Source organism: Clostridium sp. (assembly GCF_051278035.1).
In the GTDB taxonomy this organism is placed as follows: Bacteria; Bacillota; Clostridia; order Clostridiales; family Clostridiaceae; genus Clostridium_AD.
Genome location: NZ_JBNMNU010000054.1, coordinates 1 through 25,332, shown reverse-complemented (window position 1 = coordinate 25,332; position 25,332 = coordinate 1). Strand labels below are relative to the sequence as shown.

Genomic DNA, 25,332 nt, shown 5'->3' with positions numbered 1-25,332 from the left:
CTGTTTGAGTCCCCATAAGCTCTTGATCGTATTTTTTTTCAAGACCTGTAAGTCCATACACTGGATTAATATATCCTATAGCATGAGTAAAAGCCTCCCCGCCCAAATATTTTACCTTTTGAGAGGTTGCACTTATTTTTGTACTTTCAGTTAAAGGCACCATATCTTTATCGTAAATTGTTCCCCTTAATACCTTATTTCTTTCTGCCCATAGTCTATTATTAAAGCTACTTTTTGCTGTTTCTTCACTATTAAACATAAAAAAATAAGATATGTAAGAAATTAAAACAATAAAAAGTATTAAAAATACCAACATTACCTTTTTTATATTAACTACAAAATCATTCATAAGTTTGTCCGTCCTCCGATATCTTTTGAAGTATACCCAGGGAAAAGAAAGTTATTATCATAGAACTTCCACCATAACTAACTAATGGCAGCGTTATACCTGTTAGTGGAATAGCTCCAACTACGCCACCTATTATAACCAATACTTGAGCGGCTATCATTGTACTATACCCCACCGCAAGCAGTCGCGTAAATTTATTTTTACCATAAACAGGAACTCTCATACATCTATAAAACAGTAAAAAATGTACTATGATTATAGCAAACCCAGTAAGAAGCCCCATTTCCTCACAAATAGCTGCAAAAATAAAATCTGTATTAACTACTGGAATCATTGTCGGATATCCTAGGCCGAGCCCTGTACCAAAAAGGCCCCCTTCCGCTATAGAAATTAATGATTGTACCACCTGACGCCCTTGATCATAACCGTATTTAAATGGATTTCCCCAAATCATAAACCTTACCTGTACATGATCAAACATTTTATAACTTATAAATCCGCCTATTATGAAAAGACCTAGACAAACTATTACATATTTTATATTCGAAGTAGCAATAAATAACATAGTTACTGAAATAGCAAAAAATATAAGTGCTGACCCTAAATCCTTTTGAAACACCATAAACCCAAGTGAAATCATAACTACAATTCCAGGCTCAATTAGAGGTTTTAATTTCATAAACTCTGACTTCCCCTTAATATTCAGACCATAATATTGTAGTGTTGCTGCTAAATACGCCACAAGAGATAACTTACCGAATTCTGTAGGTTGAAAAGTCATACCAAAAATACTAACCCAATTTTTAGATCCATTAGTAGAGTCGGCAAATATACTTCCCATAGACATAAGAATAATCGTACATATCATATAAAACCATCTGTACTTCCCAAATTTAGTTAAACTAGGGAAAAGCACTACCACTAGTATGAATACAGCAATTCCTACTGTATACCAGATAAGTTGTTTAAGCGCAATAGACGGATCTAACCTATACAGCATTCCTATTCCTACAACAGCCAAAACATTTGAAAATAGCAAAATATATTTATCTCCGTCAGGAAAAAACTTTGTTATTATAAAATGAGAATATGCAAAAAGAAGACATACTATTACACCCATTATCATGGCGCCTTTATCAAATCCCTGCTTGCCAATAAAAGCTATATTCAAAAATAAAATTATGCATAAAAGATAGGTATACTTTAAAAGTTTGCGTTCTTCCACTATACTTTCCATACTATCACCTCATTAAAACTCACAATTTATCCTATTACCTTAAAAATTGAAGTTCCTATTTTAATCTCATCACCTTTTTTTATATCTACCTTATCCACCACTTTTTTCTTGTTCATTAATGTACCATTAGTACTCCCTAAATCATGTAAAACATAATTAGAGTTTTTAAGAAATATCCTAGCATGCTTAGAAGACACGTATTTGTCCCCCAAGATTAAAAGATTGTCTGCCTTTCTGCCTACAGTAAGCTCGTCGTTTAGAGGTATAATTGCCCCGACTCTTAAATTAAAATTCTCTCCTCTTTCTATAACTTCGAGACCCATAGTTTTTTTAATCACTGGTTTTTTCTTTGCACTGCCGCCTTTCATGTCTTTATACATAATTCGCAGTGCAAAGACTATTATAATGTAAATAATCGCTATAATTGCGTATCTCATAATTAAACTTATTTTAACCATAATGTACATTCTCCTCTTTATAAAATAATCAAAGACTAGCATTAAAATAATATGCTAGTCTAAAGTAAATTATAACATCTTTTTTAAATAATGTCCCGTATATGAATTTGCATCCGTAGATATTTCTTTTGGGGTTCCAGTGCATAAAACAGTACCGCCCATATCTCCGCCCTCAGGACCCAAATCAATAATATAGTCCGAGCACTTAATAACATCTAAATTATGCTCTATTACCACCACAGTATTTCCTGAATCCACGAGTCTTTGAAGTATTTTAATAAGTTTGCTAACATCATCAATGTGAAGTCCTGTGGTAGGCTCATCTAAAATATAAAAAGTCTTACCAGTACTTCTCTTCGATAGCTCAGATGCAAGTTTAATTCTTTGTGCCTCACCACCAGATAATTGTGTTGAAGGTTGCCCTAGTCTAACATAACCAAGTCCCACATCCATAAGAGTTTGAAGCTTACTATTGATTCTTGGAATATTCTCAAAAAACTTTAAAGCTTCCTCAACAGTCATATTTAAAATTTCATGGATGTTTTTCCCCTTATATTTAACCTCTAGTGTCTCTCTATTGTATCTTTTACCTTTGCAAACCTCACAAGGCACATATACATCAGATAAAAATTGCATTTCTATTTTAATAATCCCATCACCACTACAAGCCTCACATCTTCCACCTTTTACATTAAAACTAAATCTACCTGGCTTATAGCCACGTATCTTAGACTCCGAACTCATAGAGAAAACATCTCTAATTATATCAAAAACCCCTGTATATGTAGCAGGATTAGATCTTGGAGTACGACCAATAGGACCCTGATCAATATTAATAATTTTATCTATGTTCTCTACCCCTAAAATATCTTTATGAAGTCCTGCGTTTCTCTTAGATTTATTTAACTTCTTGTTTAGACCCTTATATAGAATGTCATTTACAAGTGTGCTCTTACCAGACCCTGAAACACCTGTAACACAAGTAAATACTCCCAGCGGAAAATCCACCGATACATTTTTAAGATTATTTTGTTTAGCATTAGTTATTTTTATAGAGTTTCCGTTAGAAACTCTCGTATGCTCTGGAGCGATAATTTTCTTTTTACCACTTAAATATTGACCAGTAATTGATGTTTCACAATTTTTTATGTCTTCTATACTTCCTGCCACCACTATTTCTCCACCATGTTCACCAGCTCCAGGTCCGATATCTACAATGAAATCTGCTTCCATCATAGTATCCTCATCATGCTCTACTACAATCAAAGTATTGCCAATATCTCTTAAATGTTTTAACGTCTTAATAAGTTTTGCATTATCCCTTTGATGAAGTCCAATACTTGGCTCATCTAAAATATATAAAACTCCCATCAGGCTAGAACCTATCTGAGTTGCAAGTCTTATTCTCTGAGCTTCTCCACCAGAAAGTGTACCTGCTGTTCTAGACAAATTCAGATAATTAAGTCCCACATTTTTAAGAAAATTAAGCCTATTACCTATCTCTTTGAAAATTTGATTAGATATAAGTCTATTTTTATCTGATAATTCAATGTTCTCTAAAAAGGTAACTTCATCTGTAATAGACATCTTGCAAAATTCATATATATTCTTGTCCCCTACTGTTACAGCTAGTGCCTCTGGGCTTAATCTTGCGCCTTTACACTTAGGACAATGATTATCACTCATATATTGTTCAACTTCTCTTTTTATATAATCAGAAGAAGTTTCAACATACCGTCTTCTTAAATTATTTATAATACCCTCATATGTATGATTAAAAGTACCTGTTCTAAACTCCTTAGCATAATCTACTTTAATACGCTGTCCATTAGTCCCATATAATATTATTTTCAGAGTTTCCGGATCATAATCCTCTATAGGAGTATCTAGGTCAAACTTATATTTCCCGCCCAGTGCCCTAAGCACCGCAAACGTCCATGAATCCTCCTTAAGACTCCCCTCTCCAAAAGACAAGACAGCTCCGCCCTTTATACTCTTACTCCTATCCGGAATGATTAAATCCTCATCTATTTCCATAAGAGTTCCAAGCCCATCGCAGTTATCACACTTACCATAAGGGGAATTAAAAGAAAACATTCTAGGTGCTAGTTCCCCTAAACTTATACCACAATCCACACAAGCAAAATGCTCACTGAAAAGTATATCCTCTCCATCTACAATGCTCGCAATAGCAGATCCTTCTGCAAGTTTAAGTGCACTTTCTAGTGATTCCGAAAGCCTACCAATAGATTCCTCTTTCACAGAAATTCTATCAATAACTATCTCTATACTATGTTTCTTATTCTTTTCGAGCTTTATCTCCTCTTCCATAAGCTCTATTATATTTCCATCTATTCTTGCCCTAACAAAGCCATTCTTTTTGATGTTTTCTAAAATTTTGACATGTTCACCTTTTTTCCCTCTTATTATAGGTGATAAAATTAAAAGCTTAGTTTTAAGTGGCAACTCCATTAATTTATCCACCATCTGATCCACCGTTTGCTGAGATATTTCCTTGCCGCATTTAGGACAATGAGGCGTGCCAGCTTTAGCATAAAGAAGTCTCAAATAATCATAAATCTCAGTTACAGTACCCACTGTAGAACGCGGGTTTCTGTTAGTAGTTTTTTGATCTATAGAAATAGCAGGAGATAGCCCCTCTATGTATTCAACATCCGGCTTATCAATATTACCTAAGAACTGTCTTGCATAGGCTGAAAGCGACTCTACGTACCTTCTTTGACCCTCTGCATATAATGTATCAAAAGCCAGTGAAGATTTACCCGAACCTGAAAGCCCAGTAAACACAACTAATTTATCTCTTGGTATTTCTAAATCTACATTTTTTAAATTGTGAACCTTAGCTCCCTTTATAATAATCTTATCCCTCATAACATTCTCCTTTGCTTGTTAAAGCATCCCCTGATTTACGTTTAAATGTATTTAAATATTCTTAATTTGTTTCTTAAGTTTATATATTATATCTCTAATTTCTGCAGCTCTCTCAAAATGTAAATCCTTAGCTGCTTGCTTCATCTCATTTTCATACCTATCCATTAATTTTTTAGTTTCCTCATAGTTTGCGTCCATAGCCGCTTCAAGTGTTTCATAAACCACTTCATCCTCTGCCACAGTTACAGCTCCAATTACTTCCCTAATATCTTTCATAATAGTAGTTGGTGTAATACCATTTTTCTCATTGAAATCCATTTGAATTTTTCTACGTCTATTAGTTTCATCCATGGCCTTTGCCATAGACTTTGTAATTCTATCTGCGTACATTATTACCTTGCTCTCTGAATTTCTCGCAGCTCTTCCTATGGTTTGGATAAGTGAGGTTTCAGAACGCAAAAATCCTTCCTTATCTGCATCAAGTATTGCAACAAAAGCTACTTCTGGAATATCTAAACCCTCTCTTAAAAGATTTATACCCACTAGCACATCGTAAGTTCCTCGCCTAAGATCTTGAATTATTCTCATTCTCTCTATAGTATCAACATCCGAATGTAGATAGGCAATTTTCATTCCCATTTCCATAAAGTACTTAGTCAAATCCTCTGACATTTTTTTAGTCAGAGTTGTAACTAAAACTCTAAATCCCCTTTTTATTGTGTCCTGAATATTAGTATACAAATCATCTATTTGACCCTTAACCGGCTTTATAGTTATTTCTGGATCTAGAAGTCCTGTAGGTCTTATTACTTGTTCTGCTACATTTTCACTATGTTCCGATTCATAAACGCTTGGAGTGGCGCTTACAAATACCGTTTGGTTTAAACTCTCCTCAAACTCCGGAAAATTTAGTGGTCTATTATCATAAGCCGACGGGAGTCTAAACCCGTACTCAATAAGGTTAGTCTTCCTCGACTTATCCCCTCCAAACATGGCTCTAACCTGTGGAAGAGTTACATGACTCTCATCTATAAACATTAAGTAATCTTTTGGAAAATAGTGCATTAGTGTTTGAGGTGCCGTTCCTTTAGGCCTACCATCTAAAATTCTAGAATAGTTTTCTATACCACTACAGTAACCAACCTCTCTTATCATCTCAATATCATAATTAGTTCTTTGCTTAATCCTTTGTGCCTCTAGTAATTTATCCTGTGATATAAGCTCTTTTAGTCTTATCTCTAATTCTTCTTCTATTTGTTCTATAGCAGGCTCTAACTTCTCCTTAGAAGTAGCAAAATGGGACGCTGGGAAAATAGATACATGCTTTAAAGCTCCAATAATTTCCCCAGTTAGCGAATCAAAAGATCTAATTTTTTCTATTTCATCGCCGAAAAATTCCACCCTTATTCCTTCGTTTGAAGATGATGCTGGGAATATATCAACAGTATCACCTCTTACTCTAAATGTTCCGCGAATAAAATTAATGTCATTTCTCTCATATTGTATGTCTACTAATTGCCTTAACACTTCATTTCTATCCTTTTCCATGCCCTGCCTTAAAGAAACTGTAAGTTTTTTGTACTCTTCAGGGTTTCCAAGTCCATATATACATGAAACTGAAGCCACCACAATAACATCATTACGCTCTAGAAGCGCCGAGGTAGCCGAATGTCTTAATTTATCAATATCATCATTGATAGATGAATCTTTTTCTATGAAGGTATCCGTCTGTGCAATATAGGCCTCAGGCTGATAATAATCATAGTAAGACACAAAATACTCAACACAATTGTCAGGGAAAAAGTCTCTAAACTCTGAACATAGTTGTGCCGCTAAAGTCTTATTATGAGCCAACACCAAAGTAGGCTTTTGTACTCTCTCTATAATATTAGCCATAGTAAAAGTCTTACCTGACCCAGTTACCCCTTTAAGAGTTTGAAACTTCTTATTCTCCTCAATTCCACGCACAAGACTATCAATTGCTTGTGGTTGGTCTCCAGTAGGTTTAAACTTTGAATGCAGCTTAAATTCATTCACAAAATCACCGCCTTGTTCGATAATAGTTATTAATCGCTATCTTATACTGAACATTTGTTCTCACTTAACATTTTAACTATAAGTCTTGATTATGTCAATATATCCTATGATAAATTAATAAGTAAGTAATGTAAGAAATGTATAATTAACCACCTCAGTGGTAGCATAAAAAAAAGACCTGTCTCAGCATAACTGATAAGACAAGCCCTTTGGCAGGTTTCATTGTATTTTTAAACTTCTATAACTTTATCCACACTTTCAGTGTTATCAGATATTTCCGCATTTTCTAAATCAAGGACATCTTCATCTACAATAGTTTCTTCAAACGTATCATTAGTAATCTCATCTTTAGATAACATCATTAAGCATTTTGAAACCTTTTTGCCTACAATACCAAGACCGAACAAAATAAATGAGATACCACCATATATACCAATTGGCTCAGCTATTCCTGGTAGAAGTTGCGATGTAAGTAATGCTTTTCTTATAGTAGCAATATCATACCCATCCGTTAAAGCTTGAGCAACAGTGCTTCTATACAAAATAATATTACTAACTAATAATGTAACTCCAATCAGTGCTACCACTGAAGCAACAATAAACAAAGCAATTGCAGCACCGGATTTCCCTGTTTTCTTAGATAATTTTTCTTCTTTAATTCCCATAATAATTCCTCTCCATTTCCGCCCTTAAAGGCTATAACATAATTTCAGTTTATTTTCCCAAGTTATACATTTATAACTTATTTTATATGTCTTCGAAGATTATCTTCTTCTATAAATTATATTACTATAGGATTGTTTCAATTTAGTGTCAATATTGTAAACAATTTATAACTACTAAGTTATATAAACACAAAACTAATAGCCCTCAAGGTATCCGAAAATAAAAATAAAGAGACAACTCCACTTTTAATTGGGCTTGTCTCTTTCTAATGATATATAATAACTTTGTTTATTTTAGCATTCTTCTACCTATCACAAAATTATCTTTATAATATCCAGTCAATTCCGATATCCTTATAATATCTCCAGTTTTGGGAGCCTGAATAAATTTATTATCTCCAGTATATATTCCTACATGTGACACTTGGCTAGGCTGCACTGTATTCGTTCTGAAATATATTAAATCACCAGTTTGAAGATTTTCTATATTAACAGCCTTCCCTACATTTACCTGATCCATAGTTACCCTAGGCAAATCTATACTAAAGTTTTTATAAACATACTGTACAAAACCTGAGCAATCAAATCCTACTGGCGTTGTTCCACCCCATAAATACGGTATCCCCATAAACTTACTAGCATAGTCTAGTATCTTATCTCCAGTTAACTCTATATCCTTTTGTTTAACATTATTAGCAACGCTTACATAGGATTTATATATATATCCCCATCCACTTGCGTACTTGATTTTATAGAATGACCCTTGCGTCCCATAAATTTCTACTTTGCTATTCGGATAAATTTCTCCCAAAATCTTATCGCTTATAGAAGCCGTTTTTCTTACATTTAAAAAATCAGATGCTGTAACAGTTCCAGTCCCCGTAGACTTTGTTTCAGGTGCACTCACAGCTCCCCTACTAATTACTGTTCTTGTACTATTTACATTGCTTGCTATCACTGTTTTTCCCTCAACAACCTTAACATATGATGCACTTATGTAGCTTGTTTCACCCTTATATTTTATCTTATAAAAACCATTTATTTTTTCATACACTGTAACTTTACTTCCACGTGTAATAACGCCATTCACAGCATAAGATACTCCAGCTCCAGATCTTACATTTAAATAATCTACAGTTATTTCACCCTGTTTTTCTAACAAAAGAGCTTGTACATTATCTGCACCTCCTGAAGAAGTTATGCTTTTTACCACATTTATATATGAACTATGCACGTATCCTGTCTTTCCTTTATAAGCTATTTTATAAAATCGACCTTCTTTTCCAAGTATCTCGATCTTTGTATTCTTAGAAAGATGCCCTTCAATAGTTGAAGATAAAGAAGATGTTTGCCTAACACGTAATCCGCTTCCAGTAACCACTCCGCTTTCTGCAGCAGATGCGATTTGAGAACTTGCAATAGTTATTAACATCACCAGAAAAGCAATTCTTTTTTTCATATTTTTACCTCCATTATTTTAAACATTAGGTTAAAATTAAGTTTATACATTTGTGTTTAATCCACTGATGCTCTAATCTAGTGTGTCTTCCTACCCTCCTCCATTCCAGAATTCGCTAAAATTGTATCCATAATATTCTAATAAAATAATGCACTGTCGTATTTAGCATTATAGCATTAATATATCAAAAGCTTGTTGTTTTTTTAAAAATTTAATTGTAATTTGAGTTAGATTAAATAAGTATAAATTATTACAAGAAAAACGCTAAACTTTTATATTGACAAAAATAACCTAATGTTATATATTTATAACATGCAAGTTATAAATATATAACATTAGGGAGGTTTCATTTATGGATCTAAAAATGAGTACTAAATCAAAGCTTGCTCTGCAATTAATAGTCGTATTATATCTATTACTTGTTACATTATTGTATAAACTAAATATAATCAATCCCGCCAATTTCATTACCATTGTTATTCTACAATTTATTGAGAGTATAATGTGGTACATTCTTTGGTTGAATGAAAAAAGATTATGTGGTATAACCGATGAATTAGTAATTAGTATATTATCTAAAGTAAATAAGATTGGTATGAATTTTTTAGTTATTTCAATTGTTATATTCAGCTTCCTACTTACAGCTCCACTTTATACACGTTATAAGGAGTTTGTTATTTCAAAGGTTACAATAGGAATCTGTTTAATGTTAATCATATTTATATTCACCGTAATAAGATTATTATCCTTTATACATTATGATAGAAAGGGGATTTGTAAATAAGTGCCGATTTTAAATACAAAAATTAAAGAGTATAGAGAGAAAGCATTAATGAAGCAAGCTGACCTTGCAAAATTGGTTGAGGTTAGACGAGAAACTATAGTACATTATATAACATTAGGGAGGTTTCTTTTATGGATCCAAAAATGAGTACTAAATCAAAGCTTGTTCTACAATCAGTAGTCGTATTATATATGTTAACTGTTACATTACTGTTTAAACTAAATCTAATTAATCCTGCCAATTTTATTACCATTCTAATTCTATGTTTTGTTGAGATTATAATGTGGTATATACTTTGGTTAAATGAAAAAAGATGGAGTGGTATAACTGATGAACTAGTAGTTACTATATTATCTAAAGTAAATAAGATCGGTATGAATTTTTTAATAATTTCAATTGCCATATTCAGCATCCTGCTTACAGCTCCACTTTATACACGTTATAAGAAGGAGTTTATTATTTCAAAGGATACAATAGGAATCTGTTTAATATTAATCATATTTATATTTACCGTAATAAGATTATTATCCTTTATACATTATGATAGAAAGGGGATTTGTAAATAAGTGCCTATTTTAAATACAAACATTAAAGAGTATAGAGAGAAATCATTAATGAAGCAAGCTGACCTTGCAAAATTGGTGGAGGTTAGACGAGAAACTATAGTGCACTTAGAAAATGGGAGATATAACCCATCCTTAAAATTAGCTATGGATATAGCCAAGGTATTCAATACGACAGTTGAAGAATTATTTGAATTTGTTGATTAATAATTGTTTCGCGAATATATAATTCTCGTGAGCCTGCCAGGAGGTTGGCGTAAAATGCGATTAGATTAGTTCTCCTACTGCACATTTAACACAAGTTATGATATTAAAGTTGAAAGCAAGTAGGAATGTGATGAATAGTATATAATGAGTTTTACAGAATTTTAGTTTACGTAATAAAAAATCCCCGTAAGCAGGCCACGACGGCCTGCTAGCACTTCTGAGACAGGACGTCGAATAAGTGCGCTAGGGGATTTTTTATGGAGTAATCTTAGAGTCTGTTAGCGAATTCTCTACTATTAGAACATCCTACATGCCGAACCTTCATTTCATTACTTGTTTTTGTTTTTCAATTTTTTTAATGCCTCATTGCTTGAAAAGATAATATCTTCTTTAGATTTTATATACTCTTGACATTTTTTAAAAATCTCAATAAGTTTATCATAATTGACTTTTAATTGAGATTCATATAGCGCACCCCTATATTCCGCATTGTATTTTTCATCAATAGCTATTAAATCAATATTATTTTCTAGACATTGTTTAAGTAAAAGAAACCTTCCTATTCTGCCATTACCATCTTGGAATAGATGTATTTTTTCAAAATCACTATGAAAGTAACATAAATCATGTAAATTAATACTTAAAGCTTTTTTAGTATTGTAATTCTCAATAAGTTCTAATAATAAAGGTTCAACTTCATGTGGCTCTGCGAGTTTTATTTCATCTAATCCACTAAGCATATTAGGAATTTTTTTAAATTTACCTGAAAACCCCTTTTTATCATCAGAAGTACCATTTTTTAATAATTGATGATATTCTCTAATTAACTGTAAAGATAATGGTTCATCTAATGTTTCAATTATAAAATCAAAAACATCTAAAGAGTTTCTAGTTTCTATAACATCATCCCAGGTATGAGTGCCAGAAACTATATTTTTATCTGCCAACTGATTTAATGTATCTCTAGTGAACTCACTCCCACTTATAGAAGTGGAAACTTCTTGGGTAGTATCTCCTAGCGGAGATAAATTTACCAAGCTAACAAGGTAGAACCAACCTCTTTTATATTTATACTGGCATTGCAGTCTCTATCTATACTAAGACCACAATATTCACAGATATATATTCTATCCTTTAACTGAAGATTTTCATTTATGTTCCCACAACTACTACAAGTCTTAGAAGAGGGATACCATTTATCTACTTTGATAAGTTGTTTTCCCATATCTTCTAATTTGTACTTTAGAAAATTTCTGAACATACCAAAACCATTATCAGTAAGGTTTTTAGCTAATTTTAATGTTTGAGCCATTGCTCTTAAGTTTATATCCTCAACTATTACTGCATCAAAATTTTTAGCTAATCTATAGGATTCTTTATGTAGCCAATCTAATCTTTGACTCGCTATTTTATTTTGAAGTTTAGATATTTTCTTTTTCTGTTTAATCCAGTTATTAGATTTTAGTATTTTCATACTTAACCTTTGTTGCAACTGTTTTAGTTTACTCTCTAACTTTCTGTAGTATTTAGGGTAGTTGGCTTTTCTACCTTCACTATCCACATAAAAATCATGTTGAGAATAATCTAAACCTAAAATATTATTTGAAGGTGTTTGTTTTTCTTCAATATAATATTCTACTAAAACACTAATATTATAATGATTCCCACAATCTTTTGATATTGTAGCACCTTTTATTATACTATTTTGAGGCAACTGTCTATGATTAACAAACTTAATAGGTTCTTTCAATTTAGGTATCTTAACAAAATCATCATGGATGATAGCTACCGTGCCATTTTGATTATTCGTACTGAAAGAATTTTGGTTTTTATTCTTGCTCTTGAAATTAGGCATACCCTTTAAGTCCTTGAACGTTAATTCTCTACCTAATGTTTTAACTTGTTTTTTAGCCTTCTTAGAATAGGCTTTGCCATCACACTCAGTATTGTATTTTTTGATAGCATCCCTAAAATCCAGTTGAACATTTGCAAAAGCTAAACTATCTATTTCTTTCATATAGTCATAATCTTTTTTTATACTAGCAGGAGTGCTCAGTTTAATAAGTTTATAATCAATTTTACCATTTATAAAGTTTTGCTGCTGTAGCTGCATATATAGCATATCAACATAAATGTTATACATTTTTCTACTGCACCCAAAAGCTTTTTCTAAGTATATGATTTGTTCTTTGTTTGGTTTCAACCGAAACTTATAACCCTTATTTTTCTTAATCATAGCTTCACCTCCTTTTTATACTGCCTATTTATAGTATAACCAGTTTGGATGGAAAGATGAAAAATATAAACATATCTTTGTTTTCTTAGGCCTCGAACCTATGAAAATAAAATGCTATCCATCCCCATCCTATAGAGGAATGGAGAATTTCGCATGAAAATGGTTAAAATCCCTTTTAGAAATTCTTGTTTTGTGAATATAAAATTCTCGTGAGCCTGCCAGGACGGTATATACTGTCCCCACCTAGTATAAATTATTGCAGATTTAGAAATTCGATATTTTTTCTTTGAGATTGCTAACAAAAGTATATGTTGCGTAGAATGCAATCAGCTTAGCTCTCTTACTGCACATTTAAAATAAGTTATGATATTGAAGGTGAAAGGATGTAGGAATGTGACAAATAATATATAATGAGTTTTACAGAATCTTAGTTTACGTAGTAAAAAATCCCCGTAAGCAGGCCAGAACATCTGCTTACGGGGATTTTGCTCGCTAATTACAAATATAAACTTTCTCCGAAGTGACTTGCAATAAGAAGCGATAGGACTATTGAAATCCCATTTAGAAATTCTTGTTTCGCGAATATAAAATTCTCGTGAGCCTGCCAGGAAGTCATATACTGTCCTCACACAATATAAATTATTGCAAGTTTAACTATTCGATATTTTTTCTTTGAGATTGCTAACAAAAGCATATGTTGCGTAGAATGCGATCAGATTAGTTCTCTTACTGCACATTTGAAACAAATTATGATATTGAAGGTGAAAGTATGTAGGAATGTGATAAATAGTATATAATAAGTCTTACAGAATCTTAGTTTACGTAGTAAAAAACCCCCGTAAGCAGGCCAGGACGGCCTGCTAGCACTTCTGAGACAGGAAGTCGAATAAGTGCGCTAGGGGATTTTTTATGGAGTGAACTTAGACTCTGTTAACGAATGCTCTACTATTTAGAACATCCTACATGCCGAACCTTCATTTGATTATTTATTCTTCATCTTTTTTCTTTAGTTTTTCCATCACATTCTTAAAACTCTGATCATCCACCTTTACTATCTCAGAATCTTTTGGTACTTCCCTCGGAACAACAACTATTCCTAGCCTTTTGTTACCATTCAAATTACTATAACTAACATCTTTTACTGCTCCAGCTGCTTTTTTAATTTTAAAAGATACCGAATTGAAATTTCCTTTAATTATATTGAAAATCTCCGCATCCGAATCTATTTCCTTATCATTAAGCTCCATTATTAAATCTCCACTTTGAATACCCATATCAGATGCAGGAGAACTAGGAACTACTTCTAGCACCATAATTCCATCTTCATCACTAATGAATTTAGGTTTAAAAGTCAGCTCCATGTACTTTTCAAGTCTAAGCATTGCCTCGTGAGCTACCGCTGCAAATACCAAAACAAAGAATTCAAAAGCTATGTTAATAGCTGCAAGTTGTGCCACAGCTGCTAGAAGGATTCCATAACTTATTATTAAACATCCTGAAACAAAAGTCTTTTTTTTCTTACTCTTAGTAAATGTAACACTGCTATATGCTATAACACCATAGAGTGCAATTGTTGCTATAACAGAATTTTTCATAATTTTCAGAGCAATATCCCCTCTAATTAAATGTGTCCACTCCGTATTAATTATGTTTTGTATGCTCATTGTTTCTGATGTGGCTACGCTCAAAAGAATAAGTAGTGAAATAGGTAGCGCCCAATATCTTTTTAAGGCAAAGCCCCCAATAATTCTATTATTTCTACTTGTAAAAACGGGAATAGCCCCTCTTGAGCCATCTAACATTACTAAACTTCCCTCTATAATATGAAGTATTCCCACCAATGTCATTAGCGTCAGAATATCTATATTTATAACATCCAATTTAGGCATATCTAAAACAACAGCTGCGTATTTAAACAAAAGACTTGCCATCCCTAGTACTGCGCCAGAATATGAAAAACAAATAAATCTCGGCTTAAATGCCATGAAAAATAAAGAAACCATAAACAACAAATAAATATTAGAATTTTCTTCAAAAACTAATCCTGAATATGTAAACATTAGACTAGCTACTGCTCCAGCGATAATTCCAATTACAATTTGAGAAATAGTTAACTCAAAGGGTGAATCTAATTTTTCTCCCATAATCATTTTCTGCATAGCAACTATTTTTTTATTTTTACTATAAAAAATAATTGAAATCATTATTATTATAAGTGCATTAGAAGGATCTACAACTGCTGACGAAACTGCTCTCAATGTCTGTATTGCAATGTCCATGGTTTGAAATTCCCCTTTCACGGTATTGTGCCAAGCTGTATTTAGAAGCATTTAAAAACCAAGTATCCACCAAATTAATCGGTAGATACTTGTATTATTATTTAATTTTATCCTTAGCTAGTTCTACAGCTTTTTTAAATTGTGGATCTACACTTCTATCATAAGCTTTCTCTTTTAGGGCTTCTGGATACACAACTTTAACTTCTGGTTTTATTCCAATATGATGTATATTTTCCCCTAGTGGAGTATAGTATTTTGAAATAGTTACTTTTAATGCCGTACCATCATCAAAACCATCACGGCTTTGGTAAAGCATAGTTTGAACCACACCTTTTCCAAATGTTTTTTCTCCAACCAAAGTACCAACTTTGTAGTCCCTTATAGCTCCTGCAAATATTTCTGAAGCACTAGCAGAACCTCCATCAGTTAATACAGTTAATGGCATGCCAATGGCAATTCCGCCCTTAGACTTATATTCCGTCTTTTTATCATTTTTATCTATTGTATAAACTAAAACCTTACCTTTTTCTACAAAATTAGAAGTTAAAGATACAACCTGATTAAGAAGACCACCAGGATTCCCTCTTAAATCGACTACTAAACTTTTCATGCCCTTGCTTTCTAACTCTTCTAATTTTTTATTAAAATTATCAGTAGTATTTTCATCAAACATTGTAAGCTGAATATATCCAACATTATCCTCTAGCATTTCGCCCTTAACTGTTATAAGATCAATTTTAGCACGTTTCATGCTGACATCAAAATCGCCCTTTTCTTTTCTACTAATGGTTAAAGTAACTTTTTCATTTTCCTTACCCTTCATCATCGAAATAGCCTTTTCTAATTCCTTACCAGACACATCCGTTCCATCTACCTTTTCAATAACATCCCCAGATAGTATTCCTGCCTTTTTAGCTGGCGATGCATCAAACGGTGCAATTACAACTATATTGCCTTCTTTAACTCCTACTTGCAGTCCAAGACCTGTATAAGCTCCTTCCGTTTGAGTATTAAAGTCTGTAAACTCTTCTTTGTTCATAAAAACTGTATAAGGGTCCTCTAGAGAATTAGTCATTCCCTTTATAGCACCTTCTACTAAGACCTCATCACTAATTTCACCATCATAAAGCTCATATAATTTGTCTCTTACTAAAAATAGTTTTTGGAACTTATTTACTTGTTCATAAGCATCTCTTCCCAATAAAACTTTCCCATTTGGTGTTTTTAAAGAAATTTGATTGGAAGCAAATAGCGTTATAGCATTAGTAACTACAACTAAAACTATAATCCATATAATCCATTTAACCTTATTGCTCTTATTACTCTTATTTGATACCTCACTATTACCTACAGTTTTAAACTGATTCCATTTACTTTCATCACTCATTTTATACCCCTCTTTACAGTTCTCTATTTATTATTTATGTAAATATAATAAATTTATAACAAAAACAAGAAAATAAATACCATAACATTACGCTATCAAGAATTTTCTTATTGATATAACACTTCCAATAGCTCCAATAATTAAGCCACCTATCATAAATTGCCATAGCACAGTACCTAATATGAACTGAGGATTTATTAGGGTAAACCCTAAAAACTCTATTAATGTATTGGAAAATTTTCCAAAAACCATTCTATAGACATAATATAAAATTCCTGTAGAAACAATTGCTCCGGATATACCAAGCATCATACCCTCAATGATAAATGGCCATCTTATAAACCAATCAGTAGCCCCAACATATTTCATAATCCCTATTTCTTTTTTTCTAGAGTATACAGTAAGCTTAATTGTATTCCCTATTAAAAATAATGATACACTTATTAAAATCGCAAACAAAGATAGTCCTATAACCTTTAAAGTATCCGTTATTTTTATAAGCTTATCAACGATTTCTCTTACGTCTTTAATTTTCTCTACACCACTAAGTCCCTCAGCGGCCTCAACTACATCTGTAACTATTTCAGGTTTTTCTACACTTACCACATATGCATTTGGGAGAGGATTATTTTCTTCCATTCCTGCAAGTAATTCTTTACTATCTTCCCCAAATTGCTCTCTCATTATTTCTAGTGCGTCTAGCTTAGTTTCATATCTAATATCAGTAACTCCCTTAACGTCATTTAAAGCTCTTTCTAGAGCTGATTTATCCGTTATACTTATATCCTCTTTAATAGATATCTTTACCTGAAACTTTGATCCTATTACATCAATCCCTGCATTAACATTAATTACAATTAATAAGAACACACCTAAAATAAATAAAGTGGCCGCCACTGTAGCTACAGAAGCTAAACTAACAGTTTTATTTCTTTTTAGACTCTTTAAAGCATCCATAATAAAATATTTGAATGTACTAATCTTCATAACCATACCTACCCCTCTGCTCATCTCTAGCTATAACACCTTTTTCTATAGCTATAACTCTCTTTTTCATAGTGTCTACTATGTTCTTAGCATGCGTCGCCATAATTATTGTAGTACCAGTTTTGTTAATATCATTCAATATACCCATAATTTCCGATGCTGTTTCAGGATCTAAATTCCCTGTTGGTTCATCCGCTATTAGTATTGTAGGATTATTTACTATGGCTCTAGCAAGCGATACTCTTTGTTGTTCTCCACCTGAAAGTTCGTGAGGAAAAGCCATATGTTTTTTTGAAAGTCCTACTAAATCTAAAACCAAAGGTACTTTTTTCTTAATATCTTTAGCTGTAGATTCGATAACTCTCATTGCAAAAGCAACATTTTCATAAACATTTAAAGTATCAATCAATCTAAAATCTTGAAAAACTACTCCAATCTTTCTTCTATAAAATGGTGTTTTTTTCCTAGTTAATTTTGTTACATTAATATCGTTTAAAATGATACTACCCGTAGTTGGTTCTACTTCTTTTAAAAGTACTTTAATAAAAGTAGATTTCCCTGCTCCACTAGGACCTACAAGGAATACAAATTCCCCTCTTTCAATAGTAACATCAATATTCGACAAGGCTATTACATTATTATCATAAATTTTAGTTACTTTCTTAAATTGTATCATATTAAACTCTCCTTACCCTGTTTGTTTGGTTTATTTCAAAAAACGCACAATAATAGTATAACATAAGCACTAGCTCAATAATAAATTTTATTTTGAAGTTTTTGTGAATATTAGTACTATTTATTCTTATGATTTCCTATAACTTTAAAATTATGAAATACTATTACAACTAATTTTATAAACATATATAAAACCTCTAAAAAAATAAGGGCACAATGCCCTTATTTTTTTTAGATAAGGGTATTTAAATACCCTTATAGTTTTATAACCCTACACTAATTAAAAGTGCAGTATCTACTTTTTTCATATCGTTATCAGTCATATGACCAATTTTTTCTTTTAGTCTCTTTTTATCTAATGTTCTTATTTGCTCAAGCAAAACCACAGAATCTTTATTTAGTCCATACTCTTCTGAAGAAATCTCAACATGAGTAGGTAGTTTTGCCTTGTTTATCTGTGATGTAATAGCTGCAATTATAATAGTAGGGCTGTACTTATTACCTATATCATTTTGAATTATAATTACTGGTCTAACCCCACCTTGCTCTGAGCCTACAACCGGACTCAGATCAGCATAAAATATATCTCCTCTTTTCACTATTACCGTCATAAGACAAATCACTCTCCGAAAGCTTAACTTCATATTCTTTGAAATCTTTAATATCAATCTCAAAACCCATATCAGCTATTTCTAAATTTAATTCAGCCATTTCTAAATAACCACGTTTCATTTCATCTATATAACTATTTTTTTTCTTTTCCTCAATATATAGTATTATAGCTTCACGAATAAATTCACTTCTTTTTTTACAATCTTTTTGAAGTGCCTTATTAAATTCAACGTTAAGTGTTTCTGATATGTTTACCACTAATTTCTTTGAAGTTGGCATAGAAAATTTAATACCTCCTATTTACTTAAGCTACAATATGTATAGACTAACTGTAATATTAACTTAAGCAACATTATGTATAAAGTAATTATAATTCAACCTATATCAATCTGTCAAAGAAATCATCGGTATTCTCACCTTTTTACGACAAGTAGTTCTTCATATAAATAATTAATTCTTTATGTAATATGTTAATATTACACATAGTTTCGTACTTTCATACTCTGGCCTTTTTTAATGTAGACTCTTGGGACTCTTTTAGTAATCATGCAAACTACTTCATAGCTTATAGTTCCTATCTGTTCTGCTATTGTATCTGCTGTGATTTTATGTTTATCATCTTCTCCCATTAGTATAACCTCATCACCAACTTTTACTCCACTAATGTCCGTAACGTCAATCATGCATTGATCCATGCAAATCCTACCTATTACTGGCGCAATACTACCTTTTAATATAACATTAGCTTTTTCAAATAGAAGCCGTGTATATCCATCTGCATAACCAACTGGAAGTGTAGCTATAATGCTTTCCTTTGTTGTCTTATACTTTCTGCCGTAACCTACGTATTCGCCAGGTGGCAATGTTTTTATGTGTACTACATTTGTTTTTAAGGTCATTACTGGAATTAAATCTATGTTTTCCTTTTTTACCGCATTGGATGGATAATATCCATATATTATTATTCCTGGACGTACTGCCTCATAATGAGTTTCTGGTAAATCTATAATAGCAGCACTATTAGCCATATGTCTCATGTTTATGTTCACATTTTTCGCTTTCAGCTTTTCATAGAAATCATCATATTTTTTCACTTGATCATTGGTGTATGTCTTATCTTTCTCGTCCGACGAAGAAAAATGACAAAACATCCCTTCTATGATTATGTTCGGTAGCTTATAAATATTATATACTTCTTCTGCACTTTCATCCGTTGGTAGAAATCCTATCCTACCCATACCCGTATCTACGGCTATGTGAATTCTAGCTATTTTGTTTTGCTTTTGAGCCATAGTTGATAATTGTTTTGCAAACTCATAGTTGTATATAGCTTGCTCAATATCATATTTTAATAAATCACTTATTAAATCAGGAGGTGTGAACCCTAAAATCATCATTGGGCATTTTATACCTGAATTCCTTAGTTCCACCGCTTCACTTATTATCGCTACTGCAAGTCTATTAGCTCCATTTTCAAGTAGCACTGGGGCTACATCAATAGCCCCATGGCCATAGGCATCTGCCTTTACAACAGCTATTATATTTTCACTCTTAGATACTCTACGAATTTCTCTCATATTATGAGCTAGTTTGTCTAAATCAACCTCTGCCCATACCGCTCTTAAATCTCTAAACATAACCTTCACCTCACCCGTTTATTTGGTATAATTCATCTGTTTGTGTTTTTAGCCCTATTAAGGAATTAGAAACTCTGATGGCTCTACCTTTGCATTGGGAATAAAATTAGTATATGTTATATGAAGCTTTTCTTTTCCCTTAATATCGTAAATAATCATTTTCTCTGGTATCATGCTTTTACTATTAACATAAAGCAAAGCATTGTTAATATTTTTATTATTATTAGGTATAAACAAATTAATTACTGTGTATTCAATACCGTTCTTGGTTTCAATAGTATATTTTATTTCCTCGTTTGTATACAATAATCCTATGTACTCACCAATAAAACTGAGTTTAAACACTTCATCAAAATCCTTGCTCTGTATATAGTGTGTTCCACTATTTTTGTCACTAACATAAATATTATCATCTGTTTTATAAATGAACACCCTATCACCATTAAGCTCTAGTTTGTACCCGCCTCCCCTCAAATATGACTGTGTTGCATTATAATTAATGGTCTGCCTTTCGTTTTTTACGTCCATACTCATTTGTGTAGTATAACTTTCGATATTTTTCAGGAAAGTTGTAATATCATTAGTGTCTTTTGGTTTCTTATTACAGGACATTACTAGTAATAAACACAAAAGAATTAAAAAGGTCGAAAATATTAGTAATTTTTTTTTCATTGTTATCCTCCTAGCAACAAATCATTTCACTACTAATACTATTACTCATCCTTTAATACTATTACTAAAAAACTATTTTTCCACTTCTAATATTGCATAAGCAACTGCACTTTCTACCCCATGTGATATGCTAAGATGAATACTATATTCCCCTTCACTCTCAGCTATTAGCTTTGCTTTACCTTTTAAAATAACTATTGGCTTTCCTAGCGTTGTACTGTCAATTTCAATATCTCTAAAATTAAATCCCCTAAAGCCTGTCCCTAACGCTTTAGCCACTGCTTCTTTTGCCGCAAATCTTCCAGACACATATTCTGGTCTTAAATTTCTGCTTCTAAGCTTATCTAATTCTAGCCAGGTAAAAATTCTCTCTAAAAACTTATCATTTCTTTCCATAGCATTTTTAATCCTTTTAATTTCAACAATATCAATTCCAACTCCAGCAATCAAACTAACACCCCACTCCTTTGCTTATGTATGCAAATTAAACTCTGCCACCATACTTCACGAATTTTAAAATACTATTTAAATTCTATATTAATACAATAATACAATAAAATTATGATTATTTATAGTACCTTCCAAATAATAATTTAGTGATATACATAACCATTTTGTTTCACAACAAAAAAAGAGGACAGTTCTCCTCATGGAAGGTATAAATTCCCTCAATATGCTAATTTGATTTTTATTATTATAAAATCCCTATATTTTTTAACATCTCATCAAAATCAACAATATATTCATCAATATAATCTCCCAATATATCAATCATGTGAATAGGTGATACATTGTTATCATATAGCATTTTTAAAAGATTTTTAACTTTATGTCTTTGGGGGCTTATGTTTTCTACACAATCCCTTTCAATAAACACAACCGTGTCATTAACTATGTCTTGTCTTTCTACTTCAATACCATAAGCTTGTACATGTGTAAGTTCACCATACATTGATATAGACATTTGACTTTTAACCATTCTATAAAAATAATTATGCTTTACATCATTCTCTGTCAATTTTTTAGACATATTCTCAATAATTATCATAAATGATCCCCCCATATTTGTTATTAAAATTATGTTAACATTGTATTTCAGAAAAATCTGTCATACTATGCATTGGGTTCATAATATATTATCTCTTTAAAATGACAACTTAAAACCATCTGCCCCATAATGTAATGATTTATATCGAATATAAAATCATCACACTTTAATTTCACTAGTTTAATTTGTCGAAATTTTAATAAATATATCTAAAAATTTTTTATTAAATATTGAATTTTCTCTTGTTAATTTGGAACTATTATTTAAAAGCACTATTAATTAAGAATAAGTTGGGTGTTTTGTAAAAATCTAGCATAATAATTACATATGCAATTTATTATTTTGGTTATTATTTAATAGTACTATATACTATGTAAATATTTACCTTTTGGTTTCCATAGTTCCGTTCTTGTTATTCCTGATTTATTTACATTATTTTACAATTACTATAACCCTAATACAATTTTCCTTACAACTGTCTCTTAATATTTTTGTGCCCCTTTTTAACCTGTTGCACTTGCTCCTGCGTTATATCATGTACTGAAAATTTTGCTTCATTATAGCATGTTGTCATCTCTTCTAAATCATCAAAATTATCCACATTAACTTTAGTGCCATTTTTTAGCTGGGTAGCAGTCATATAAGGCTTATAAATATCAGCTTGTTGGGTGATTTTTTCAAATCCTTTATAAGTATAAAGAATTTTTTCTCTATTACTTTCACCTCCTGAACTTATCTTACCAAATAAACCTTTGACCCAATGTTTTTTCTTGTTTTCCCTAACAATTCTTTCCTTTTCTTCTATAAACTCATTATATGTTTTTTCCTTACTTCTAAATCTTGTTAAAAATTTATATAACACATATAAAATAATCAGTATGATTACAATTTTAAAAACTAAAACAACTATAGGATGTTGTTGAAGCTCATTAAATGTAATTTGCGGTTTATCAATTGGATGATCACCAATTACAGTTCCATTGTTTATTGTAGGTTCACCTAATATTTTTCCATTATCCTGCTTTTCCAAATCCAGCCCAGAAATCGACCCCATTCCGCGGCCAAGAATCTTAGACAGAAGTGTTATTATTATAATCAATACAAAATTCATTAAATCTTTAAGCATATCTAATAATCCTTTAACAATTTTACCCGCATAATCTAAAGATAAAGTAAGTACTGAGATTCCTATTATTATATTTGTAACCATTGAAGTTTTGCTTTTAATATCATATATATACCTTTGCGTTTCTCTCATAAGTATTATAATCATAATTATATAGAGAATATGAAATTTATAAATTTCATCTACAAAATCTAGTCCCAATCTAAATGAAATAATCCAAATGAATATAAGTAAGGCAATAGACTTATTTATATCTTCTTTATATTGAGAATGATCTATAGGTGCACCATCCAAAAAGTAAATCGTAAAAGTAGCAAAAAACAAATAAATTGTATTTAGCATAATAGCTTGCCCGTTAAAAAACATTACAGATGCTATTATACTAACTCCCAGCGGCAAAATAATAAGGATTTTATTGCGCCGCGCACTGGCAACATACTGGGTAAAAAGCACAATACAGGAGCAAATTAAGAACAGTTTATACTCTACTGGATTCTGTAATAACCATTTACTTAAAGTTGACCAAATTATAAAAGAAATAGTAACAAAGCTTATACAATATATACTCTTGACTTTTCTATACTCGCTCATAGTTACATCTCCCCTTTATAATTTATCTTTTCAACACCTGAAATGCAGGTAACAGTATCATTTGTGGAAACATCTATGATTTTAATTAAAATCCCCCGTCTTTTAAGTTTGGATAAAATAAAAATGCTATCTTCATCTAAATAAGGCGTAATAATTACATAAGTACAATTCGGTTTAAATTCAGTTATTTTGCCTCTTAAATAATCGCTAAATTTGAGGTTAACAGTATAGCTCATCCTTGCACTTAGCTCCATTATTTTCTTAAGCGAATTAATATCCGGATAGACTTAACAAGATTCTTTTCTTTGAACGCCTATTAATTGAGAATTAGTCCACATTCCTACAGGCACTCCTTGTTTAATAGCAAATGATGCTAAGGAAGCTGCCACTTTAATCCCATTCTCTATAAATAGTGGTTGAATACTTGCCCAATAAGGTTCTCCACATTGACCATTAACAATGATAGTAATCTCTCTATCGGAAGTAAAATCATATCCTTTAACCATACGCTCCACGAATATTGCACTTCAATTTATAAGTCCTTCTTTTTCTCTGATACCAACCTATAGTGTATTTACTTAAATGCCATAAGTCATCTGCTTTTGAATCTTTAACAGTGTCTGATACAAACTCTATAGCTTCCGGCATTTTTTCCCTTAATGTTAAAAATGATATGGGCAGCCTTTTATTATTGTGAACCTCACATGACTTAAGTCACGTGCTTCTAAGATTACTCTCAAAACTTCCCACATCATCGTCCTCGTAATCCTTAGCTTGATAATCTATGACATACCTACTAACTCCATGGGCGTAATACTTCGGATAGTTCCTACCCTATTTTTATATATAATTACAGTTTAACTCGCTATTCCCATTCCCAAATCTTTTAAACCTTGTTTTAGGATATTTGTAGCAGCATTTTCATCTCTATCGTGATTAGCACCACACTTACATATCCATTTTCTAATAGACAAAAGTTTAACTTCCTTATTTTTAACGCCACATGCACAGCAAATTTGACTACTTGCAAACCATGGACTGATTTTATGATATGTTCTACCTTTCCAGATAGCTTTATACTCTAGTTGCCTTGTAAATTCTGACCATGAAACGTCAGCTATATTTTTAGCTAATTTATGATTTTTTATCATATTAGATACTTGCAAGTCTTCTGAAATTATAACTTGATTATCGTTAATAATCTTAGACGACAGCTTATTTAAGAAATCTTTTCTAATATTAGATGTTTTCTCATGTAATTTAGCGATTTTAACGGTTTGTTTTTTATAATTATTACTATGTTTAACCATCTTGCATAATTGTCTTTGAAGTTTCGTAAGATTTTCTTCGAATTTATCTAAAACTTTAGGTCTTTTAACATAAACATTATTCGTGTCTATTAAAAATTCTTTTAAACCTAAGTCAAACCCA

At 31.7% G+C, this 25,332-nt stretch carries 27 protein-coding genes and 1 pseudogene; 4 read left to right on the top strand and 24 right to left on the bottom strand.

The genetic code is table 11. The features are described 5' to 3' along the window. The 7 genes and pseudogenes from ACJAX4_RS10055 to ACJAX4_RS10025 all read right to left on the bottom strand — a co-directional run. Positions 1-349, bottom strand: a pseudogene (locus ACJAX4_RS10055) (peptidoglycan D,D-transpeptidase FtsI family protein); the annotation flags it as partial. Beyond that, positions 342-1,586 (bottom strand): FtsW/RodA/SpoVE family cell cycle protein, encoded by a 1,245-nt coding sequence (locus ACJAX4_RS10050; RefSeq protein ID WP_435789329.1) that lies wholly within the window; start codon positions 1,584-1,586, stop codon positions 342-344. The gene ACJAX4_RS10050 and the pseudogene ACJAX4_RS10055, both read right to left, overlap by 8 nt. Positions 1,587-1,612: 26 nt before the next feature. Beyond that, the gene (locus ACJAX4_RS10045) at positions 1,613-2,044 is read right to left on the bottom strand and encodes an FHA domain-containing protein (protein WP_435789328.1); all 432 of its coding nucleotides are present in this window, start codon (positions 2,042-2,044) and stop codon (positions 1,613-1,615) included. A gap of 69 nt (positions 2,045-2,113) precedes the next feature. Beyond that, positions 2,114-4,936, bottom strand: a complete 2,823-nt coding sequence (uvrA, locus tag ACJAX4_RS10040; protein ID WP_435789327.1) for an excinuclease ABC subunit UvrA — start codon at positions 4,934-4,936, stop codon at positions 2,114-2,116. A gap of 51 nt (positions 4,937-4,987) precedes the next feature. Then, positions 4,988-6,973, bottom strand: coding sequence for an excinuclease ABC subunit UvrB (gene uvrB / locus ACJAX4_RS10035; RefSeq protein WP_435789326.1), 1,986 nt, complete (start codon positions 6,971-6,973; stop codon positions 4,988-4,990). A 230-nt stretch (positions 6,974-7,203) separates the two neighbouring features. Continuing rightward, positions 7,204-7,638 carry a hypothetical protein gene (locus ACJAX4_RS10030; RefSeq protein WP_435789325.1) on the bottom strand — a complete coding sequence of 145 codons (435 nt, stop codon included), beginning with the start codon at positions 7,636-7,638 and terminating at the stop codon, positions 7,204-7,206. Positions 7,639-7,927: 289 nt separating this feature from the next. Beyond that, complete coding sequence (locus ACJAX4_RS10025) at positions 7,928-9,097, bottom strand: SH3 domain-containing protein (protein WP_435789324.1); 1,170 nt, start codon at positions 9,095-9,097, stop codon at positions 7,928-7,930. Between the two features lie 352 nt (positions 9,098-9,449). Between ACJAX4_RS10025 and ACJAX4_RS10020 the strand changes: the two genes are divergently transcribed. The 4 genes from ACJAX4_RS10020 to ACJAX4_RS10005 are packed head-to-tail and all read left to right on the top strand — an operon-like array spanning position 9,450 to position 10,651. Further along, positions 9,450-9,881, top strand: coding sequence for a hypothetical protein (locus ACJAX4_RS10020; RefSeq protein ID WP_435789323.1), 432 nt, complete (start codon positions 9,450-9,452; stop codon positions 9,879-9,881). Then, a complete protein-coding gene (locus ACJAX4_RS10015; RefSeq protein WP_435789322.1) occupies positions 9,882-10,028 on the top strand; it encodes a helix-turn-helix domain-containing protein in 147 nt (48 codons plus the stop codon). Then, a complete protein-coding gene (locus ACJAX4_RS10010) occupies positions 10,013-10,447 on the top strand; it encodes a hypothetical protein (RefSeq protein WP_435789321.1) in 435 nt (144 codons plus the stop codon). Before ACJAX4_RS10015 ends, ACJAX4_RS10010 begins: the two co-directional genes overlap by 16 nt. Then, entirely contained in the window at positions 10,448-10,651 is a 204-nt protein-coding gene (locus tag ACJAX4_RS10005; RefSeq protein ID WP_435789320.1) for a helix-turn-helix transcriptional regulator, read from the top strand. It abuts the gene before it with no gap. Positions 10,652-10,980: 329 nt separating this feature from the next. Here the strand turns inward: ACJAX4_RS10005 and ACJAX4_RS10000 are convergent, their stop codons facing one another. The 17 genes from ACJAX4_RS10000 to ACJAX4_RS09920 all read right to left on the bottom strand — a co-directional run. Continuing rightward, positions 10,981-11,688, bottom strand: a complete 708-nt coding sequence (locus ACJAX4_RS10000) for a Fic family protein (protein WP_435789319.1) — start codon at positions 11,686-11,688, stop codon at positions 10,981-10,983. Further along, positions 11,682-12,887: an RNA-guided endonuclease InsQ/TnpB family protein gene (locus ACJAX4_RS09995; RefSeq protein ID WP_435789318.1), complete on the bottom strand. Its 1,206-nt coding sequence runs from the start codon at positions 12,885-12,887 to the stop codon at positions 11,682-11,684. The genes ACJAX4_RS10000 and ACJAX4_RS09995 overlap by 7 nt, the downstream gene beginning before the upstream one ends. Before the next feature lie 986 nt (positions 12,888-13,873). Then, a complete protein-coding gene (locus tag ACJAX4_RS09990) occupies positions 13,874-15,166 on the bottom strand; it encodes a PDZ domain-containing protein (protein ID WP_435789317.1) in 1,293 nt (430 codons plus the stop codon). 97 nt (positions 15,167-15,263) lie between these two features. Beyond that, positions 15,264-16,553 carry a S41 family peptidase gene (locus tag ACJAX4_RS09985; RefSeq protein ID WP_435789316.1) on the bottom strand — a complete coding sequence of 430 codons (1,290 nt, stop codon included), beginning with the start codon at positions 16,551-16,553 and terminating at the stop codon, positions 15,264-15,266. A gap of 87 nt (positions 16,554-16,640) precedes the next feature. After that, entirely contained in the window at positions 16,641-17,540 is a 900-nt protein-coding gene (gene ftsX, locus ACJAX4_RS09980) for a permease-like cell division protein FtsX (RefSeq protein WP_435789315.1), read from the bottom strand. Continuing rightward, complete coding sequence (gene ftsE / locus ACJAX4_RS09975) at positions 17,530-18,216, bottom strand: cell division ATP-binding protein FtsE (protein WP_435789314.1); 687 nt, start codon at positions 18,214-18,216, stop codon at positions 17,530-17,532. Before ftsE ends, ftsX begins: the two co-directional genes overlap by 11 nt. Before the next feature lie 262 nt (positions 18,217-18,478). After that, on the bottom strand, positions 18,479-18,826 hold the full coding sequence (locus ACJAX4_RS09970) for a type II toxin-antitoxin system PemK/MazF family toxin (protein ID WP_435789313.1): 348 nt from the start codon (positions 18,824-18,826) through the stop codon (positions 18,479-18,481). Continuing rightward, the gene (locus ACJAX4_RS09965) at positions 18,786-19,106 is read right to left on the bottom strand and encodes a CopG family transcriptional regulator (RefSeq protein WP_435789312.1); all 321 of its coding nucleotides are present in this window, start codon (positions 19,104-19,106) and stop codon (positions 18,786-18,788) included. Before ACJAX4_RS09965 ends, ACJAX4_RS09970 begins: the two co-directional genes overlap by 41 nt. Before the next feature lie 197 nt (positions 19,107-19,303). After that, positions 19,304-20,464: an alanine racemase gene (gene alr, locus ACJAX4_RS09960; protein WP_435789311.1), complete on the bottom strand. Its 1,161-nt coding sequence runs from the start codon at positions 20,462-20,464 to the stop codon at positions 19,304-19,306. A gap of 57 nt (positions 20,465-20,521) precedes the next feature. Next, entirely contained in the window at positions 20,522-21,136 is a 615-nt protein-coding gene (locus ACJAX4_RS09955; protein WP_435789310.1) for a germination lipoprotein GerS-related protein, read from the bottom strand. A gap of 72 nt (positions 21,137-21,208) precedes the next feature. Next, on the bottom strand, positions 21,209-21,586 hold the full coding sequence (gene acpS, locus ACJAX4_RS09950) for a holo-ACP synthase (protein WP_435789309.1): 378 nt from the start codon (positions 21,584-21,586) through the stop codon (positions 21,209-21,211). Positions 21,587-21,830: 244 nt separating this feature from the next. After that, complete coding sequence (locus ACJAX4_RS09945) at positions 21,831-22,184, bottom strand: DUF6514 family protein (RefSeq protein ID WP_435789308.1); 354 nt, start codon at positions 22,182-22,184, stop codon at positions 21,831-21,833. 469 nt (positions 22,185-22,653) lie between these two features. Further along, the gene (locus tag ACJAX4_RS09940; RefSeq protein WP_435789307.1) at positions 22,654-23,901 is read right to left on the bottom strand and encodes a hypothetical protein; all 1,248 of its coding nucleotides are present in this window, start codon (positions 23,899-23,901) and stop codon (positions 22,654-22,656) included. A gap of 2 nt (positions 23,902-23,903) precedes the next feature. Then, a complete protein-coding gene (locus ACJAX4_RS09935; protein WP_435789306.1) occupies positions 23,904-24,137 on the bottom strand; it encodes a hypothetical protein in 234 nt (77 codons plus the stop codon). Between the two features lie 51 nt (positions 24,138-24,188). Next, on the bottom strand, positions 24,189-24,407 hold the full coding sequence (locus tag ACJAX4_RS09930) for a DUF58 domain-containing protein (protein ID WP_435789305.1): 219 nt from the start codon (positions 24,405-24,407) through the stop codon (positions 24,189-24,191). Next, entirely contained in the window at positions 24,400-24,549 is a 150-nt protein-coding gene (locus ACJAX4_RS09925; RefSeq protein WP_435789304.1) for a hypothetical protein, read from the bottom strand. Before ACJAX4_RS09925 ends, ACJAX4_RS09930 begins: the two co-directional genes overlap by 8 nt. Positions 24,550-24,758: 209 nt before the next feature. Further along, positions 24,759-25,332, bottom strand: a 574-nt coding sequence (locus ACJAX4_RS09920) for an RNA-guided endonuclease TnpB family protein (protein WP_435789303.1), incomplete at its 5' end; no start/stop codon positions are given.

Coding starts and splice junctions, on each gene's coding strand:
- ACJAX4_RS10050 (WP_435789329.1), bottom strand. CDS start 1,586: ATGGAAAGTATAGTGGAAGAACGCAAACTTTTAAAGTATACCTATCTT.
- ACJAX4_RS10045 (WP_435789328.1), bottom strand. CDS start 2,044: ATGGTTAAAATAAGTTTAATTATGAGATACGCAATTATAGCGATTATT.
- uvrA (WP_435789327.1), bottom strand. CDS start 4,936: ATGAGGGATAAGATTATTATAAAGGGAGCTAAGGTTCACAATTTAAAA.
- ACJAX4_RS10030 (WP_435789325.1), bottom strand. CDS start 7,638: ATGGGAATTAAAGAAGAAAAATTATCTAAGAAAACAGGGAAATCCGGT.
- ACJAX4_RS10025 (WP_435789324.1), bottom strand. CDS start 9,097: ATGAAAAAAAGAATTGCTTTTCTGGTGATGTTAATAACTATTGCAAGT.
- ACJAX4_RS10020 (WP_435789323.1), top strand. CDS start 9,450: ATGGATCTAAAAATGAGTACTAAATCAAAGCTTGCTCTGCAATTAATA.
- ACJAX4_RS10010 (WP_435789321.1), top strand. CDS start 10,013: ATGGATCCAAAAATGAGTACTAAATCAAAGCTTGTTCTACAATCAGTA.
- ACJAX4_RS09995 (WP_435789318.1), bottom strand. CDS start 12,887: ATGATTAAGAAAAATAAGGGTTATAAGTTTCGGTTGAAACCAAACAAA.
- ACJAX4_RS09990 (WP_435789317.1), bottom strand. CDS start 15,166: ATGGACATTGCAATACAGACATTGAGAGCAGTTTCGTCAGCAGTTGTA.
- ACJAX4_RS09985 (WP_435789316.1), bottom strand. CDS start 16,553: ATGAGTGATGAAAGTAAATGGAATCAGTTTAAAACTGTAGGTAATAGT.
- ftsX (WP_435789315.1), bottom strand. CDS start 17,540: ATGAAGATTAGTACATTCAAATATTTTATTATGGATGCTTTAAAGAGT.
- ftsE (WP_435789314.1), bottom strand. CDS start 18,216: ATGATACAATTTAAGAAAGTAACTAAAATTTATGATAATAATGTAATA.
- ACJAX4_RS09970 (WP_435789313.1), bottom strand. CDS start 18,826: ATGACGGTAATAGTGAAAAGAGGAGATATATTTTATGCTGATCTGAGT.
- ACJAX4_RS09965 (WP_435789312.1), bottom strand. CDS start 19,106: ATGCCAACTTCAAAGAAATTAGTGGTAAACATATCAGAAACACTTAAC.
- alr (WP_435789311.1), bottom strand. CDS start 20,464: ATGTTTAGAGATTTAAGAGCGGTATGGGCAGAGGTTGATTTAGACAAA.
- ACJAX4_RS09955 (WP_435789310.1), bottom strand. CDS start 21,136: ATGAAAAAAAAATTACTAATATTTTCGACCTTTTTAATTCTTTTGTGT.
- ACJAX4_RS09945 (WP_435789308.1), bottom strand. CDS start 22,184: ATGATAATTATTGAGAATATGTCTAAAAAATTGACAGAGAATGATGTA.
- ACJAX4_RS09940 (WP_435789307.1), bottom strand. CDS start 23,901: ATGAGCGAGTATAGAAAAGTCAAGAGTATATATTGTATAAGCTTTGTT.
- ACJAX4_RS09935 (WP_435789306.1), bottom strand. CDS start 24,137: ATGAGCTATACTGTTAACCTCAAATTTAGCGATTATTTAAGAGGCAAA.
- ACJAX4_RS09930 (WP_435789305.1), bottom strand. CDS start 24,407: ATGGTTAAAGGATATGATTTTACTTCCGATAGAGAGATTACTATCATT.
- ACJAX4_RS09925 (WP_435789304.1), bottom strand. CDS start 24,549: ATGCCGGAAGCTATAGAGTTTGTATCAGACACTGTTAAAGATTCAAAA.